The organism is Micromonospora mangrovicola (assembly GCF_047200535.1).
In the GTDB taxonomy this organism is placed as follows: Bacteria; Actinomycetota; Actinomycetes; order Mycobacteriales; family Micromonosporaceae; genus Micromonospora.
The window spans coordinates 48,009-64,752 of record NZ_JBJZOG010000036.1; the positions used below are offsets into that span (position 1 = coordinate 48,009).

Below are 16,744 nucleotides of genomic sequence, written 5' to 3' on the forward strand. Positions count from 1 at the left end.
AGTCATCCACGTCATCAAGTTCGTAGCGTCCGGCAGGAAGCCTGCCCGGCCGCCGGGAACCGCTCGGACGCCGGTCTCCGGACGCCGGAGGCGCCCCGGGCACGGGGCGCCTCCGGCGTCGCCGGGACCGGTCAGGCGACGACGGAGACCATCCGCCCCTTGATCACGATGACCTTGCGGGGCTCCTTGCCGGCCAGCGAGCCGGCGACCGCCTCCAGCGCCGCCGCGCGGACGTCGTCCTCGACCGCGTCGGCGGGCACTTCGATCCGGCCACGCACCTTGCCGTTGACCTGCACCGGGTAGGTGACGGTCTCGGCGACCAGCAGCGCCGGGTCGGCGGTCGGGAAGTCCGCGTACGCCAGCGTGCTGTCGTGGCCCAGCCGCCGCCACAGCTCCTCGGCGATGTGCGGGGCGAACGGCGCCACCATCAGCACCAGCGGCTCGGCCACCTCGCGCGGCGTGGCCGGCAACCGGGTCAGCGCGTTGGTCAGCTCGATCAGCTTGGCGATGGCGGTGTTGAACCGGACCGCCTCCATGTCCCCGCGAACCCCGTCGATGATCTTGTGCAGCAGCCGCCGGGTCTCCTCGTCGGCCGGCACGTCGGTGACCCGCAGCTCGCCGGTCTGCTCGTCGACGACCGCCCGCCAGACCCGCTGCAGGAACCGGTACGAGCCGACCACCGCCCGGGTCTCCCACGGGCGGGACACCTCCAGCGGACCCATCGACATCTCGTACACCCGGAAGGTGTCCGCACCGTACGCCGCGCACATCTCGTCGGGGGTGACGACGTTTTTCAGGGACTTGCCCATCTTGCCGTACTCGCGCCGGACCTCGGTCTCGCCGTGGAAGTACCGGCCGTCGACCTCGACGATCTCCTCCGCCGGCACGTACGCGCCGCGCGGGTCGGTGAACGCGTACGCCTGGATCATGCCCTGGTTGAACAGCCGGCGGAACGGCTCGAACGACGAGACGTGGCCCAGGTCGTACAGCACCTTGTGCCAGAACCGGGCGTACAGCAGGTGCAGCACGGCGTGCTCCTGGCCGCCGACGTACAGGTCGGTGCCCCCGCAGTCGCCGGCCGCCCGGGGCCCCATCCAGTACGCCTCGTTCTCCGGGTCGGCGAAGCGCGCGGAGTTGGCCGGGTCCAGGTAGCGCAGCTCGTACCAGCAGGAGCCGGCCCACTGCGGCATCACGTTGGTCTCCCGGGTGTAACGCTTCGGCCCGTCACCCAGGTCCAGCTCCACCTCGACCCAGTCGCGCCGCCGGGACAGCGGGGTCTCCGGGTTGCTGTCGGCGTCCTCCGGATCGAACGTCTTGGGCGAGAAGTCGTCCACCTCGGGCAGCTCGACGGGCAGCATCGACTCGGGCAGCGCGATCGCCGCCCCGGTCTCGTCGTACACGATCGGGAACGGCTCGCCCCAGTAACGCTGCCGGGAGAACAGCCAGTCCCGCAGCCGCCAGGTCACCGCGCCGGCGCCGTGCCCGTTGGCCTCCAGCCACTCGGTGATCCGGGCCTTGGCGTCGGCCACCGACAGGCCGTTCAGGTCCAGGCCGTGCTCGGGCGCGGCGCTGTTGATCGCCGGGCCGTCCCCGATCCACGCCTTGCCGTCGAAGCCCTCGGCCGGCTGCACGGTGCGCACGATCGGCAGCTCGAAGACCTCGGCGAAGTCCCAGTCCCGCTCGTCCTGGGCGGGCACCGCCATGATCGCGCCGGTGCCGTAGCCGGCCAGCACGTAGTCGGCGATGAAGATCGGGATACGCCCGCCGGTGACCGGGTTGGTGGCGTACGCGCCGACGAAGACGCCGGTCTTCTCCTTGGTCTCCGCCTGCCGCTCCACGTCCGTCTTGGCCGCGGCCGCCTTCCGGTACGCCTCGACGGCGGCCCGCGGGCTGGCGTGCCCGCCGGTCCAGACGTCCCTCGTCCCCTCCGGCCAGGTGGCCGGGACCAGCACGTCGACCAGTTCGTGCTCGGGGGCCAGCACCATGTAGGTGGCGCCGAAGACGGTGTCCGGCCGGGTCGTGAACACCCGCACCGGGGCGGCGTCGGTCGGGAAGTCGATGTGCGCGCCCGTGGACCGGCCGATCCAGTTGCGCTGCATCATCTTGATCGGCTCGGGCCAGTCCAGCGTCTCCAGGTCCGCCAGCAGCCGGTCCCCGTACGCGGTGATCCGCATCATCCACTGCTTCAGCTTGCGCTTGAAGACCGGGAAGTTGCCCCGCTCGGAGCGGCCGTCGGCGGTGACCTCCTCGTTGGCCAGCACGGTGCCCAGCCCCGGGCACCAGTTCACCGGCGCCTCCGAGACGTACGCCAGCCGGTGGTCGTCGACGATCGCCCGACGCTCGGTCACGGTCAGCTCGGCCCACGGACGGCCGTCCGGGGTGGGCCGGGTGCCCCCCTCGAACTCGGCGATCAGCTCGGCGACCGGCCGTGCCCTGCCGGCCTGCGGGTCGTACCAGGAGTTGAAGACCTGCAGGAAGATCCACTGGGTCCAGCGGTAGAAGTCGGTGTCGATGGTGGCCACCGAGCGCCGCTCGTCGTGGCCCAGCCCCAGCCGGCGCAACTGCGCCTTGTACCGCTGGATGTTCGCCTCGGTGGTGGTCCGGGGGTGGGTGCCGGTCTGCACCGCGTACTGCTCGGCGGGCAGGCCGAACGCGTCGAAGCCCATCGCGTGCAGCACGTTGCGCCCGGCCATCCGCTGGTAGCGGGCGTAGCAGTCGGTGCCGATGTAGCCCAACGGATGGCCGACGTGCAGGCCGGCGCCCGACGGGTACGGGAACATGTCCAGCACGTACAGCTTCTCGGCACCCGCCCGGGGGTGGTCCGGGTCGGCCAGCGGGCCGGTCGGGTTCGGCGCGTGGAAGGTGCCCTCCCGCTCCCAGGTGTCCTGCCAGCGGTGCTCGATCTCCTCGGCCATGGCCGAGGTGTACCGGAACGGGGGGATGTCGGTCGCCGGTGCGGCTGCCTCACTCATGGCGTCTCCTCGGCGCGGGTCATGTCGGAAATGGGGAGGTCTGCTGCGGGCACAAAAAAGCCCCTCGCGCAGGAGGGGCGGCCGTGCTGTCGCGCGTTCAGCGCATCAGCACGGCTCGGTAAGAAGCAGGAAGACTCCGGCCATGCCGGCAGTGTACCTCGCCGGGCCGCCGGCCAGCTCCCCCGCACCACAGGGCGGGACTCATCCCCCGGTCCGGCGAATATTCCGGGCGTAACCGACCGAGCGCCTGCGAGGGTCGGCGACAACGAGAAACATGGTTAGCCTGAGAGACCAGTGAGAATTTTGCGGCAAACGAGGCTCGGCGACGCGAACCCAACGGCGGGTCCAGGTGCTCTATACAGAGCTGCCGTCCAGGCGACGAGGAGGAGGCCCGTGACACAACAGACCTGGGACGAGGTGGGCGGTCTGCTGCCGCACGACGAGTTCCGCGCCGCCAGCGAGGCCATCGTGGCCAACATCGAGCAGGTCATCGAGGGCAAGACGGCCACCGTCCGGCTCGCCCTGGCCGTCCTGCTCGCCGAGGGTCATCTGCTGATCGAGGACGTACCCGGCGTCGGCAAGACCAAACTCGCCAAGGCCCTCGCGCGCTCGATCGACTGTTCGGTGCGCCGGATCCAGTTCACGCCCGACCTGCTGCCCAGCGACGTCACCGGAGTCAGCGTCTACAACCAGGAGACGCACGACTTCGAGTTCCGTCCGGGCGCGGTCTTCGCCAACCTGGTGGTCGGCGACGAGATCAACCGGGCCTCGCCGAAGACCCAGTCGGCGCTGCTGGAGTGCATGGAGGAGCGGCAGGTCACCGTCGACGGGGTGACGTACCAGCTGCAGACCCCGTTCATGGTGATCGCGACGCAGAACCCGATCGAGATGGAGGGGACGTACCCGCTGCCGGAGGCGCAGCGCGACCGGTTCACCGCCCGGATCGCGATGGGCTACCCGGACCCGGGAGCGGAGCTGGCCATGCTGGACGGACACGGGGCCACCGACCCGCTGCAGGGGCTGCGGCCGGTCTCCGACGCGGCCACCGTCCGCCAGCTCATCGGCCACGTTCGGCAGGTGCACGTCGCCGACGCGGTCAAGCAGTATGCGATCGACCTGGTCACCGCCACCCGCGAGTCGCCCGACCTGCGGCTCGGCGCGTCTCCGCGGGCCACCCTCCAGCTGCTGCGCACGGCCCGCGCGGTGGCCGCCCTCGAGGGACGCGACTACGTCCTCCCGGACGACCTGCAGGTACTCGCGGTGCCGGTGCTGGCGCACCGGATCATCCCGACCGCCGACGCCCAGCTCGCCCGCCGCACCACCGACGCGATCGTCGCCGAGCTGGTGCACCGGCTGCCGCTGCCGCACGACCGCAAGCGCTCGCCGTACGACACCCGGCCCGGCAACAACGGTCACGGGCCGTTCGAGCCGCGGAGGCCGTGAGGTGCGCGACGGGCTGCGCGGGCTGACCACCCGCGGCCGCTCCTTCCTGGCGGCCGCGGTCGCCGCCGCGCTCTCCGCCGCGATCCTCGGTGAGAAGGATCTGCTCCGGGTGGCCGTCCTGCTCGCCGTCCTGCCCCTGCTCGCGGCGGCCTACGTGGGGCGCAGCCGCTACAAGCTCGCCTGCAACCGGTCCCTCGAACCGCACCGGGTGCCGGTGGGGGCCAGCTCCCGGGTGGTGCTGCGCCTGCAGAACCTGTCCCGTCTGCCCACCGGCACCCTGCTGCTGGAGGACCGGCTGCCGTACGCGCTGGGCAGCCGGCCGCGGGTGGTGCTGGAGCGGCTCGGCGCGCACCAGGCCAGCTCGGTGGCGTACACCGTCCGGGCCGACGTGCGCGGCCGGTACGAGGTGGGGCCGCTGGTGATCCGGCTGACCGACCCGTTCGGGCTCTGCGAGCTGAGCCGGTCCTTCCCCAGCACCGACCATCTCACGGTGATCCCGCAGGTCACCCCGCTGCCCGTGGTGCGCCTGCCCGGCGAGTACGCGGGCAGCGGCGACAGCCGGGCCCGCTCGGTCGCCGTGCACGGCGAGGACGACGCCGCCACCCGGGAGTACCGGATGGGTGACGACCTGCGCCGGGTGCACTGGAAGTCGACCGCCCGCACCGGTGAGCTGATGGTGCGCCGGGAGGAGCAGCCCTGGGAGAGCCGGGCCACGGTCGTGCTGGACACCCGGGCCTACGGCCACCGGGGCGACGGCCCGACGGCGAGCTTCGAGTGGTCGGTCTCCGCCGCCGCGAGCATCGCCGTGCACCTGCGCCAGGCCGGGTACAAGCTGCGCCTGGTCACCGGCGGTGGCGCGGACGTGGACGCGAGCGAGGCGGGCGGCGAGGGTCTGCTCCTCGACCACCTCGCCCAGGTGCACCTGGACAGGCACGGCGAGATCACCTCGCTGGTGCAGCGGGTCCGGCAGCGGGCCGACGGCGGCCTGATCATCGCGCTGTTCGGCACGCTGAGCACGGCCGAGGCGGAGCTGCTGGCCAGCCTGCGCGGCAACGGCGCCACCTGTGTGGGCTTCCTGTTGGACAGCACCACCTGGCTCAACCTCCCGACCAAGGCCAGAGCCGAGGCGGAGCACGCGCACGGCACCACCGCGCTGGCGCTGATGCAGAGCGGCTGGCGGGTGATCGGGGTGGAGCACGGCAGCCGGCTGCCGGTGCTCTGGCCGCAGGCGGCCCGCGGCTCGCAGGGCTTCGCGCTGCGGGCGGCGCTGGCCGAGACGGTCGCCGGAGGCATGCGATGACCGGAAGGGTGGACCCGTGACCGCAACCCGCAACCTCGGCTTCGTCGCCGCGGCGGCGACCCTGCTGGCTGCGGCACCGCTGTCGGCGATCTTCCAGCGCTGGACGTGGCTGGTCCAGGCGGCCATCGTGGTCGCCATCGTGGCCGGCGCCGCCGCGCTGAGCCGGCTGGCCCGCGCCCCCCTGTGGGGTCAGGTCCTCGCCATGCTGGCGGGCCTCACGCTCGGCCTGACCTGGATCTTCCCGGGCGGCACCGAGCTGCTCGCGTTCGTGCCGACCCCGGCGACGTTCGCCCACTTCGGCGAGCTGTTGGGCAGCTCCGTGCAGGACATGCGCTCGTACGGCGTGCAGGTGCCGGACGTCGACTCCCTGCTCTTCCTCACCGTGCTCGGCGTCGGCGGCGTGGCCGTGGTGGTGGACGTGCTCGCCGTCGGGCTGCGCCGGCCGGCGCTGGCGGGCCTGCCGATGCTGGCGATCTACTCGGTGCCGGTGGCGGTCTACGTGGACAGCGTCCCGGCCACCCCGTTCGTGGTGGGTGCCTGCGGCTACCTGTGGTTGCTGGTCACCGACAACGTGGACCGGGTACGCCGGTTCGGCCGCCGGTTCACCGGCGACGGCCGCGACGTGGACGTCTGGGAGGCGTCGCCGCTGGCGGCGGCGGGCCGCCGGCTGGCCGTGGTGGGGGTGGTCCTCGCCGTCGCGGTGCCGCTGGTCGTGCCCGGGATGACCGGCGGGCTGATGAACACGGTCGCCAACGGCAACGGCGAGGGCAACGGGCGGCCGGGGCAGGGCGGCAGCCCGGGCCGGATCGACCTCTTCGCCGCGCTCAGCGGCCAGCTCAACCAGTCCGAGGAGACCGAGCTGGTCAAGGTGACCACCAACGAGCCGGCCCCGTTCTACCTGCGCTTCGGAGTGGCCGACGAGCTGCGCCCGGACGGCTTCCGGGTCCGCGTCCCCACCGGACGGTCGGTGACCCGGAACCTGCCCGACCCGACGGGGCGCGGTGGACGGGGCGTCGCCCAGCGGGGCTACCACGCCTCCGTCGAGGTGTCGAAGAACCTCAACATGCCGCTGCTGCCGTTCTACGCCGAGCCGGTGAAGACGGACAACCTCAGCGGCAACTGGTTGTACGACCCGAACCTGCAGATCGTCTTCTCCAACCGGGAGAACTCCCGGGGGAAGCGTTACGCGTTCGACTACATCCGCTCGACGTACAGCCCGTCGGTGCTCCGCGCGGCGCCGTCCCTGCCGGCCGACGACCCGGTGCTGCGCGGGCAGACCGTCACCCCGTCGGTGCAGGCGGTCGACAAGCTGGTCGCCCAACTGGTGAAGGGCCGGCAGAACGACTACGACAGGGTCCGGGCGATCTACGACTACTTCTCGGCGGAGAACGGCTTCACGTACTCGCTGTCCACCAAGGGCGGCACCGGCGGCGACGACATCACCAACTTCCTCGACACCAAGGTCGGTTTCTGCCAGCAGTACGCCGCGGCGATGGCCTGGCTGGTCCGGGCCGCCGGCATCCCGGCCCGGGTGGCGTTCGGCTTCACCAACGGCAGCAGCTCCGACGGTGGCCGGTACGTGCTGACCAACCGAAACCTGCACGCGTGGACCGAGGTCTACTTCGGTGGGATCGGCTGGGTGCCGTTCGACGCGACTCCGGCGACGAGCATCCAGGGCTCGGTCCGGTCGGCCTGGGCGCCGGACACCGACGCTCCGGAGGAGGTGAGCCCGTCGGCCGGCACCTCCGCCGGCCCGGGCGGGGTGGACGCGTCGGCCGGCCCGAACGGCCCGGATCGCCTGGACAAGGACATCGATCAGGGTCTCAGCATCGGGGCGGGCGGCCCGAATCAGCAGACGCCGGTCTGGCCGTGGTGGCTCGGCGGGACGCTCGTCCTGCTGGCGCTGCTCGCGGTGCCGGCGTTGCGCCGGTCGGCGTTGCGCCGGCGCCGGCGGGCACGGGCGACCGCGCCGGCGGCCACCGTGCTGACCGCTGTGCCGACTCCTCGGGGCGGCGCCCGGGACGTCACCGTCGGGGTGGACGCGGAGCGGGCTCGCGCGGACGCGCACGCCGCCTGGGACGAGCTGCTCGACACGCTGGTGGACTACGAGGTACGCGTCGACCGGACGGAAACCCCGCGGACCACCGCCGAGCGGCTGGTCCGGGAGAGCCTCGCCGAGGACACCGACGCGGTGAGCGGGGTGCGGCTTCTCGGACGGGCCGAGGAGCGGGCGCGGTACGCGCGTGAACCGCTCACCGGTGAGGCGCTGCACCCGGCCCTGCGGTCGGTACGCACCACCCTGGCCGCCCGCGCCGACCGGCGTACCCGGATCATGGCCGCCCTGCTGCCGCCGTCGGTGCTGCTGCACTGGCGTACCGCGGTGGCGGACGGGTCCACCCGGCTGGTCGCCATCACCGGGCAGGTGCGGGACCGGCTGCTGCGCTGGAACCCGCGCCGGCTGCTGGCGGGCCGCCCGGTCCGCTGACGGTCCGCCCGTCCGCCGACGCTCCCCCGCCGGCGGACGGGCGGTCGCCGCCCGGACGGGTGTGCGGGGCTGACGGTTCGGGGCAGGGCAGGGCGGAGGAGAGGCCGGAGCCCGGCGCCGGGCCTGATCAGCGACGGCGCGCCGCGCTGGGGCGCTCGGCGCGGACCGACTCGGTCAGGGACGGGACGTGGTCAGCGGTGCCCCTCCGGGCGCTGCCGCCAACGGTCCTCCATCCGGTCGAGGAAGGAGCCCCGCCGGCCGGTCCGGCTGCGGGTCCGCCGGCTGGTCGTGCCGCCCACCACGTGCAGGTCGGGCGACTGGGAGCGGCGGTGCGACTGCACCGCGTAAATCAGTGAGGCCAGCATGACGACGAAGCCCGCCACGGCCACCGGGGTCGTCTTGATCACGGCACCGTAGATCAGCAGGGCCAGACCAACGATGACCACGCCGGCAGCGACGAGCACGCGACGCCGCGCGTGGAAACGCGGGTCGCTGGCGCGCACGGCCGAGGCGAACTTGGGGTCCTCGGCAAGCGACCGCTCGATCTGCTCGAACAGCCGCTGCTCGTGCTCCGAGAGCGGCACGGCACTCCTCCCCGGTCACGTGGGTCGACCCGGGCGGGCCGACAGACCGTGGCAGCCAACCGGCTGCTTGCCGTCAAGTCTACGAGGGGCCTCGCGCGTCGGAAAGCGGGACGACCTACGGCCGGGTCGGTTTTTCGGCTCGTCGTGGATCACGCCTGCTGAGAAGACTGGCCGGACCTATGACGGACCGCCCGAATCGGGCGGCCGCAGCGTCCGCCGCCGCCTCCGCCTCCCGCCAGCCGCGCTCCGGCTCGCCCAGGGTGAGCTGGCGTGGCGTCTCCTCCGCGGCGGCCAGCCCCTCCATCCGTACCCCGACCAGGCGGATCGGCTCACCGGGGGCCAGCGCTGTCCACAGGGCCCAGGACGTGTCGAACATCTCCCGCGCGGTGTCGGTGGGCACGGAGAGGGTGCGCGAGCGGCTGACGGTGCGGAAGTCGGCCAGCCGGACCTTGAGCGACACCGTCCGGCCGACCTGCCCGGCCGCCCGCAGCCGGGCACCGACCTTCTCGGCCAGGGCCAGCAGGGACCGGCGGATCTCCGCCGGGTCGGTCACGTCGATGTCGAAGGTCACCTCCGCGCCGATCGACTTCTCCGCCTGCTCGGGAGAGACCCGGCGGGGGTCCCGCCCCCAGGACAGCTCGTGCAGGTGGGTCGCGGCGGCCTCGCCGACCGCCCGGCGGAGCAGGCCCAGCGGCGCCTCGGCCAGGGCGCCGACGGTGTGCAGGCCGAGCCGGCGCAGCGCCTCGGCGGACCGCTCCCCCACCCCCCAGAGCGCGTCCACCGGCAGCGGGTGGAGGAACTCGATCACCCGGGCGGCGGGTACCACCAGCAGGCCGTCCGGCTTGGCCCGGGTGGAGCCCAGCTTGGCCACGAACTTGCTCGGTGCCACCCCGACCGAGCAGGTCAGCTCCTGCTCCTCGGCGACCCGGCGGCGGATCATCCGGGCGATCTCCACGGGCGGGCCGAACAGCTTGCGGGCGCCGGCCACGTCGAGGAACGCCTCGTCCAGGGAGAGCGGCTCGACCAGCGGGGTGACGTCCCGGAAGATCCGCATGACCGCCCGCGACGCCGCGGAGTACTGGCTGAAATCCGGCGGCAGGTAGACCGCGTGCGGGCAGAGCGCCCGGGCCCGGGCGGTGGGCATGGCGCTGCGGACGCCGTACCGGCGGGCCTCGTAGCTGGCCGAGCTGACCACCCCGCGCGGCCCGACGCCGCCCACCACGACCGCCCGGCCGCGCAGCTCGGGGCGACGGCGCACCTCTACCGAGGCGAAGAAGGCGTCCATGTCGACGTGCAGGATCGGGCAGCCGGTGTCGTCGGCGTCCGGCCCGAAGCGCGGATCACCGCCTCGGGGCAACGACTGGCTGCGGCCCATTCCCGCAGGCTAGCCGCCGGGTCCGACAACCCGGCCGGTCAGCCCCGCACCACCAGCAGCGGGATCGTCATCTCGGCGGCGGTGTCGGCGCCGTGGTACGCCACCAGCCGCGACACCATCGGCTTCTCCGACCGGGTGGCCACCACGGCGTACGTGCCCCGGCAGACCACCACCACGTCGCCGATCCGGCGCAGGTGCTCCTCGGGCACCGGCCCGAACCAGCCGGTGGCCACCGCCTCGTCCCGGGTCGCCACCCGGGCCGCGTCGCCGAGCACCGCCGACCAGGCGGCCACCACGTCGGCCGCGGCGCCGGGCTCGACGTGCAGGTAGCGGACCCGCGGCTCACCGGCGACCACCCGGACGCCGGCCCGCAGCCGCGGATCGGTGTCCAGGTCGATGCGGTGCCCGTCGGGCACGTTGAGCTGGCCGTGGTCGGCGGTGACCAGCAGTGCGGTGTCCGGCGGCAGCCCGTCGACCAGCCGGGCGAGCAGCCGGTCGACCTCGGCGACGGCGAGCCGCCAGGGGACGGAGTCGACGCCGCTGAGGTGCCCCCGCTGGTCCAGGTCGGGGTGGTAGCCGGAGACCAGGGTCGGCCCGGCGCCGGCCGCGAGGGCGGTGAGCATGCGCGCGGCGAGGGCGTCGACGTCCGACGCGCCCCGGTAGTCGCCGCCCCGGTTGGCGGCGAGGGTGAGGCCGCTGCCGGCGTACTCGGGCCGGCTGACCACGGTCACCGCGACCCCGGCGGCGCGGGCCCGCTCGTACCAGGTGGGGACGGGTTGCCAGCGCAGCGGCTCCGGGTCGTGAGCCCACTCGATGTGGCTGAGCACCCGGTCGGTGTCGGGGACCCGGACCGTGAAGCCGAGCACCCCGTGCGCGCCGGAGGCGGTACCGGTGCCGAGGCTCACCAGGCTGGTCGGCGTGGTCGACGGGAAGCCCGCGGTGAGCGGGACGCCGACGGCGGCGGTCAGGCCCGCGAGGGTCGGGGCGTACGGGGCGGCGGTGGGGATCTGGTACCAGCCGAGCCCGTCGACCAGCAGCACGGCGACCCGGCGCACCCCGGCCAGCCGCGGGTGCAGGCCGAGCAAGTCGGTCGCCCCGGGCACCCCGAGCATCGCGCAGGCGCTGGGCAGCACGTCGGCGAGGCTGCCGCCGCCGTAGCGGGGCGCGACCGGGTCGAGGGGGCCGACCGCCGGGCCGGTCATGCCGGCCGGCGGGCGAACAGGTGTAGTTGGGCGGCGAGGTCCCGGTACGGCGGCCGGGCCGCCAGGGCCCGCTCCAGCTCGACGAGGGCGGCCGGCTGGCCGTCCGCCACGGCGGCGGGAAGCAGGTCGGCCAGGACGCGTACCCCGTGGATCTCCTCGACGACGAGCCCGGCGGCGGCGAGCAGCGCGGCGGCACCCTCGGCGTCGTACCGCCGGCGCAGCGTGTCGCGGGGACCGGCGGTGCCGTCCGGGTCGACGGCGAGCGTGGCGGCGACGTCGAGGTGGCCGGTCATCGCCCGGGTGAGCACGGCGGCGGCCCGGCCGGCGACCAGGACGCTGGCCGCGCCGCCGGGGCGCAGCGCGGTGACCAGGGCGGCCACCACCGGGGCCGGGGCGTCGACCACCTCCAGCACGGAGTGGCAGAGAACCAGGTCGGCGGTGGCCGGCTCGATCAGTCCGGCGAGCGCGTCGCCGTCCCCCTGCACCGCGTGCACCCGGTCGGCGACCCCGGCCTCGGCGGCCCGGCGGGTCAGCGCGGCGAGCGCGTCGGGGCTGGCGTCGACCACGGTGACCCGGTGGCCGGCCTCGGCGAGCGGGACGGCGAAGCCGCCGGTCCCGCCGCCGACGTCGAGCACGGTGAGCTGCTCGCCGGCCCGCCGGTCCAGCTCGGCCCGGAGCACCGCCCAGATCACGGCGGTACGGGGGGTCAGGGTTCGGGTCTGCTCCACCCCGCCGAGCCTAGTCACCCGCGCCAGCGGGGTCAGGACTCGCCGCCTCCGGCGGGGTCCTCCTCGGCGCGGGAGCGGCGGGCGTTGGCCACCGGCCCGTCGGTCACCGGGTACTCGTGCAGCTCGGTGTCGTGCGTCGGGACCCAGTCCGCACCGAGTCGGGTCCGGCGGGCGTTCGCGACGCCACGGTAGGTGTTGCTCCCCGTCATCGTTTCCACCTTTCCTGCGCGGGCCACTCTGCCCGCACGGGCGGACCGTATCTCCGGCCCGTCGATGCCGGAAACGGAGATGTGGCCGACGACATGCCCGCAGGCGGGCCGGTGTGGCGAAGATCTCCGCGACGGGGACCTGTTGCCGGCCCGCCGTCGACCGGATCAGGCTGACCGGATGGTCGTCCTGCTCACCGCCTTCGGCATCGTGCTGCTCGGCGCCCTCGCGCAGGCGGTCAGCGGCTTCGGCTACGCGCTGGTCACCGTCCCGCTGCTCGCCGCCACGCTGGACCCGCGCAGCGCCGTCGTGGTCTCCGCGCTGACCGGCATCGGGGTGACCCTGATCGCGGCGGTACGCGAGCGCGCGTTCGCCCGCTGGCCGGTGGCGCTGGCGCTCACCGGGACCGCCCTGCTCGGGCTGCCGGTCGGCCTGCTGGTGCTGGCGTACGCCCCGGAGCGGCTGCTCAGCGCGGTGATCGCGGTGGTGGTGCTCGGCTGCGTCGCGCTGGTGTGGTCCGGCGCCCGGATCCGCACCGGCCCGGTCGGGCTCGGGGCGGTCGGCGTGCTGGTGGGCGTGCTCACCGCCGCCACCGGCACCAACGGGCCGCCGCTGGTCGCCGCCTTCCACTCGCTCGACTACGACCCGCGTACCTTCCGGGCCACCATCGCCGCGACCTTCGCCGGCACCGGTCTGATGGGACTCGGCGGGTTCGTCGCGACCGGTCAGCTGCACGCCGACGTGGTGCGCACGGCACTGGTCGCGCTCCCCGCCGTGCCGCTGGGCTGGTGGCTGGGCAACCGGCTGTTCCACCGGCTCGACCCGGCGGTGTTCCGGCGGCTGGTTCTGGTCGGGCTGCTCGGCAGCGCCGGCGTGGCGCTGGCGGGCCTGGCCGGGTGACGCCGGGTCAACGGAAGTCGCGGGACGCCGGGGTGACCGGCGGGTCGATCGCGTCCAGCCGGTCGGCGGTGAGGCTGGTGACCCCCTCGTGCCGCTGCAACCGCCCCCGCACCACCAGGGCCGCGCTGGTCCGGGCCACCCGCCGGTAGCGCTGCCACAGCCCCGGCGAGCAGGTGACGTTGAGCATTCCGGTCTCGTCCTCCAGGTTGAGGAAGGTGACCCCGCCCGCGGTCGCCGGCCGCTGCCGGTGGGTGACGATCCCGCCGACCCGGATCCGCTGCCCCGGCTCCACCCGCCCGAGCCGGGCGATCGGCACCGCGCCCAGGGCGGCCAGTCGCTCCCGGATGAACCGGGCCGGGTGGCTCTCCGGGGACAGGCCGGTGGCCCAGACGTCGGCGACCAGGCGGTCCACCGCCTCCATCCCGGGCAGGGTGGGCGGCGCCGCGCCGGTCACCGTGCCGGGCAGCCGACCCGGCCGGTCCTGGGCCGCCGCGCCGGCGGCCCAGAGGGCCTGCCGCCGGGTCAGCCCGAAACCGGCGAAGGCGTCCGCGGTGGCCAGCGCCTCCAGTTGCGCGGCGGTCAGGCCGACCCGACGGGCCAGATCCGGCATGTCCCGGTACGGCCCGTGGGCCGTCCGCTCCGCCTCGATCCGCTCGGCCACGTCGTCGCCGAGGGTGCGTACGCCGCCGAGCCCGAGCCGGACCGCCGGGCCGCCCAGCCCCCAGGCGTGCGGCGGCTCCCCCGGCTGGCTGCCCCACCGGGTCTCCGGCGTGGACTCCAGCACCGCCCGGGCGCCGCTGGCGTTGATGTCCGGCCGGCGCACCTCGACGCCGTGCCGGCGGGCGTCGTCGACCAGGGTCTGCGGCGAGTAGAAGCCCATCGGCTGGGCGTTCAGCAGGGCGGCCAGGAACGGCGCCGGGTGGTAGCGCTTGAGCCAGGAGCTGGCGTACACCAGGTAGGCGAAGCTCATCGCGTGGCTCTCCGGGAAGCCGTAGCTGGCGAAGGCGGTGAGCTTGCGGTAGACGTCGTCGGCCAGCTCGCCGGTGATGCCCCGCTCGGCCATCCCGGCGTAGAGCCGGTCGGCGATCTGTGCCATCCGCTCCACCGAGCGCTTCGCCCCCATCGCCCGGCGCAGCTGGTCCGCCCCCGCCGCGTCGAAACCGGCCAGGTCGATGGCGAGCTGCATGAGCTGCTCCTGGAACAACGGCACGCCGAGGGTCTTCTCCAGCGCGTTGCGCATCAGCGGGTGCGGGAAGGTGACCGGCTCCTCGCCGTTCTTGCGCCGGATGTACGGGTGCACCGAGCCGCCCTGGATCGGGCCGGGGCGGATCAGCGCCACCTCCACCACCAGGTCGTAGAACTCCCGGGGCTTGAGCCGGGGAAGGGTGGCCATCTGGGCGCGGCTCTCCACCTGGAACACCCCGACCGAGTCGGCCCGGCAGAGCATGTCGTAGACCTCCGGATCGTCCAGGGTCATGTCGCCCAGGTCCAGGCTCATGCCGATCATGTCGTAGCCGTAGTGCAGCGCGGAGAGCATGCCGAGGCCGAGCAGGTCGAACTTGACCAGGCCGACGGCGGCGCAGTCGTCCTTGTCCCACTGCAGGACGCTGCGCCCGGGCATCCGGCCCCACTCCACCGGGCAGACCTCGATCACCGGCCGGTCGCAGATCACCATGCCGCCGGAGTGGATGCCCAGGTGCCGGGGGAAGGTCTGCAACTCGTTGGCGTACGCGACGACCTCCTCGGGGATGTCCTCGACGTCGACCGAGGCGACCGACCCCCAACGGTCGATCTGCTTGCTCCAGGCGTCCTGCTGCCCGGGCGAGAAACCGAACGCCTTGGCCACGTCCCGCACCGCCGACCGCGGCCGGTACGAGATGACGTTGGCGACCTGGGCGGTGTGCTCCCGGCCGTACCGGGCGTAGACGTGCTGGATCACCTCCTCCCGGCGGTCGGACTCGATGTCCACGTCGATGTCGGGCGGGCCGTCGCGTTCCGGGGCGAGGAAGCGTTCGAAGAGCAGCCGGTGCCGGACCGCGTCCACGTTGGTGATCCGCAGCGCGTAGCAGACCGCCGAGTTGGCCGCCGAGCCCCGACCCTGGCAGTAGATGTCCTGCTCCCGGCAGAAGGCGACGATGTCGTAGACCACCAGGAAGTAGCCGGGGAAGCCGAGCTCGTCGATCATCCGCAGCTCGTGCTCCAGCTGTGCGTACGCCTCGGGGTGCGCCTCGGGCGGCCCGTACCGCTCCCGGGCGCCGGTCATGGTGAGGTGGCGCAGCCAGCTCATCTCGGTGTGCCCGGGCGGCACCGGGTACGCCGGCAGTGCCGGCGCGACCAGTTGCAGGTCGAAGGCGAGTTCCGCGCCGAACTCGGCGGCCCGGGACACCGCTCCCGGGTACGCGGCGAAGCGCGCCGCCATCTCCACGCCGCTGCGCAGGTGGGCGGTGGCGGCGGCGGGCAGCCAACCGTCGATCTCGTCCAGACTGCGCCGGGCCCGGACCGCGGCCAGGGTGGTGGCGAGCCGACGCCGGCCCGGGGTGGCGTAGTGCACGTTGTTGGTGGCCACCGTGGGCAGCCCCGCCGCGGCGGCCAGCTCGGCCAGGGCGTCGTTGCGGTCGGCGTCGACCGGGTGCCCGTGGTCGGTCAGCTCCACCGCCACCGTCTCGGCGCCGAACAGCGCGGTGAGCCGGTCCAGCTCCCGGGCGGCCGCGTCGACCCCCTCGGTGAGCAGGGCGGCGGGCACGTGCCCCTTGCGGCAGCCGGTGAGCACCAGCACGTGGTCGCGGAGTTCCTCGGCGACCTCCTCCAGCTCGCCGTAGACCGGGCGGCCCTTCTCGCCGCCGCGCAGTTGGGCGCGGGAGATGGTGGCGGCCAGCCGGGCGTACCCCTCGTGGCCGTGGGCGAGCACCAGCAGGTGCGCACCGAGCGGGTCGGGCTCGCCGTTCTGCGGGCCGGGCAGCCCGAGGGAGAGCTCCGCGCCGAAGACGGTCGGCAGGTGCAGCGCGCGGGCCGCCTCGGCGAAGCGCACCACCCCGTAGAAACCGTCGTGGTCGGTGACGGCGAGCGCGGTGAGGCCCAGCCGGGCGGCCTCCTCGGCCAGCTCCTCCGGATGGCTGGCGCCGTCGAGGAAGCTGAAGTTGGAGTGCGCGTGCAGTTCCGCGTAGGGCACCGTGCCGTCCGGCCGGGGCAGCTCGGGGGCCTCGTACTGCTGCCGCTTGCGGCTCCACGCCGGGGAGTCGCCGCCGTCGGCGTCGACCGCGAGGGGATCCACCACGTGCAGGTGACGCTCACCCCGGGACCGCCCTTTGCCGGACCGCCCGTCGCCGGACCGTCCGGAGAGCACCCGCTCCAGCTCCGACCAGGGCATCTTCGGGTTGTGGAAGCTCACCGCCCCACCCCTCGCCCAAGGGGTGTCGAGATCTTGGAAGGTTTCGGCCCTTGGCGGGGCCTGGATCTTCCAAGATCTTTCGCGCTGGCCGTGCGGACCGGACGGCGGATGACTGGCGGCCGCCTACGAACTTGATGACGTGGATGAATCACGGCATCGG

General features: G+C 74.0%; 11 protein-coding genes. 4 read left to right on the top strand and 7 right to left on the bottom strand.

Annotation, left to right across the window (positions count from 1 at the left end; genetic code table 11):
* Positions 1 to 131: 131 nt before the first annotated feature.
* Positions 132 to 2,972, bottom strand: coding sequence for a leucine--tRNA ligase (gene leuS, locus ACL02O_RS16775; RefSeq protein ID WP_412819010.1), 2,841 nt, complete (start codon positions 2,970 to 2,972; stop codon positions 132 to 134).
* A gap of 393 nt (positions 2,973 to 3,365) precedes the next feature.
* On the opposite strand from leuS, the gene ACL02O_RS16780 reads away from it, so the two are divergent.
* Genes ACL02O_RS16780 through ACL02O_RS16790 form a run of 3 tightly spaced genes read left to right on the top strand, consistent with a single transcriptional unit; the run spans position 3,366 to position 8,200 of the window.
* Positions 3,366 to 4,415, top strand: coding sequence for an AAA family ATPase (locus ACL02O_RS16780; RefSeq protein ID WP_412819011.1), 1,050 nt, complete (start codon positions 3,366 to 3,368; stop codon positions 4,413 to 4,415).
* Position 4,416: 1 nt separating this feature from the next.
* The gene (locus ACL02O_RS16785; RefSeq protein WP_412819012.1) at positions 4,417 to 5,715 is read left to right on the top strand and encodes a DUF58 domain-containing protein; all 1,299 of its coding nucleotides are present in this window, start codon (positions 4,417 to 4,419) and stop codon (positions 5,713 to 5,715) included.
* A gap of 16 nt (positions 5,716 to 5,731) precedes the next feature.
* On the top strand, positions 5,732 to 8,200 hold the full coding sequence (locus ACL02O_RS16790; RefSeq protein WP_412819013.1) for a transglutaminase TgpA family protein: 2,469 nt from the start codon (positions 5,732 to 5,734) through the stop codon (positions 8,198 to 8,200).
* A gap of 191 nt (positions 8,201 to 8,391) precedes the next feature.
* On the opposite strand, the gene ACL02O_RS16795 is transcribed toward ACL02O_RS16790, so the two are convergent.
* The 5 genes from ACL02O_RS16795 to ACL02O_RS16815 form a co-directional block, all read right to left on the bottom strand.
* The gene (locus ACL02O_RS16795; protein WP_412819014.1) at positions 8,392 to 8,784 is read right to left on the bottom strand and encodes a DUF3040 domain-containing protein; all 393 of its coding nucleotides are present in this window, start codon (positions 8,782 to 8,784) and stop codon (positions 8,392 to 8,394) included.
* A gap of 115 nt (positions 8,785 to 8,899) precedes the next feature.
* A complete protein-coding gene (locus tag ACL02O_RS16800; protein ID WP_412819015.1) occupies positions 8,900 to 10,159 on the bottom strand; it encodes a DNA polymerase IV in 1,260 nt (419 codons plus the stop codon).
* 38 nt (positions 10,160 to 10,197) lie between these two features.
* On the bottom strand, positions 10,198 to 11,361 hold the full coding sequence (locus ACL02O_RS16805; protein ID WP_412819016.1) for an alkaline phosphatase family protein: 1,164 nt from the start codon (positions 11,359 to 11,361) through the stop codon (positions 10,198 to 10,200).
* Entirely contained in the window at positions 11,358 to 12,107 is a 750-nt protein-coding gene (locus ACL02O_RS16810) for a methyltransferase domain-containing protein (protein ID WP_412819017.1), read from the bottom strand. Before ACL02O_RS16810 ends, ACL02O_RS16805 begins: the two co-directional genes overlap by 4 nt.
* Positions 12,108 to 12,121: 14 nt before the next feature.
* A complete protein-coding gene (locus tag ACL02O_RS16815) occupies positions 12,122 to 12,298 on the bottom strand; it encodes a hypothetical protein (protein ID WP_412819018.1) in 177 nt (58 codons plus the stop codon).
* A 178-nt stretch (positions 12,299 to 12,476) separates the two neighbouring features.
* Here ACL02O_RS16815 and ACL02O_RS16820 point away from each other — a divergent pair, with 178 nt between their 5' ends.
* Positions 12,477 to 13,196 carry a sulfite exporter TauE/SafE family protein gene (locus ACL02O_RS16820; protein WP_412819019.1) on the top strand — a complete coding sequence of 240 codons (720 nt, stop codon included), beginning with the start codon at positions 12,477 to 12,479 and terminating at the stop codon, positions 13,194 to 13,196.
* Positions 13,197 to 13,203: 7 nt separating this feature from the next.
* On the opposite strand, the gene ACL02O_RS16825 is transcribed toward ACL02O_RS16820, so the two are convergent.
* The gene (locus ACL02O_RS16825; RefSeq protein ID WP_412819020.1) at positions 13,204 to 16,584 is read right to left on the bottom strand and encodes an error-prone DNA polymerase; all 3,381 of its coding nucleotides are present in this window, start codon (positions 16,582 to 16,584) and stop codon (positions 13,204 to 13,206) included.
* Positions 16,585 to 16,744 lie beyond the last annotated feature (160 nt).

Bases quoted from the DNA above. Each gene is read 5' to 3' on its own strand.
- ACL02O_RS16805 (WP_412819016.1), bottom strand. From the start codon at position 11,361: ATGACCGGCCCGGCGGTCGGCCCCCTCGACCCGGTCGCGCCCCGCTAC.
- leuS (WP_412819010.1), bottom strand. From the start codon at position 2,972: ATGAGTGAGGCAGCCGCACCGGCGACCGACATCCCCCCGTTCCGGTAC.
- ACL02O_RS16820 (WP_412819019.1), top strand. From the start codon at position 12,477: ATGGTCGTCCTGCTCACCGCCTTCGGCATCGTGCTGCTCGGCGCCCTC.
- ACL02O_RS16800 (WP_412819015.1), bottom strand. From the start codon at position 10,159: ATGGGCCGCAGCCAGTCGTTGCCCCGAGGCGGTGATCCGCGCTTCGGG.
- ACL02O_RS16815 (WP_412819018.1), bottom strand. From the start codon at position 12,298: ATGACGGGGAGCAACACCTACCGTGGCGTCGCGAACGCCCGCCGGACC.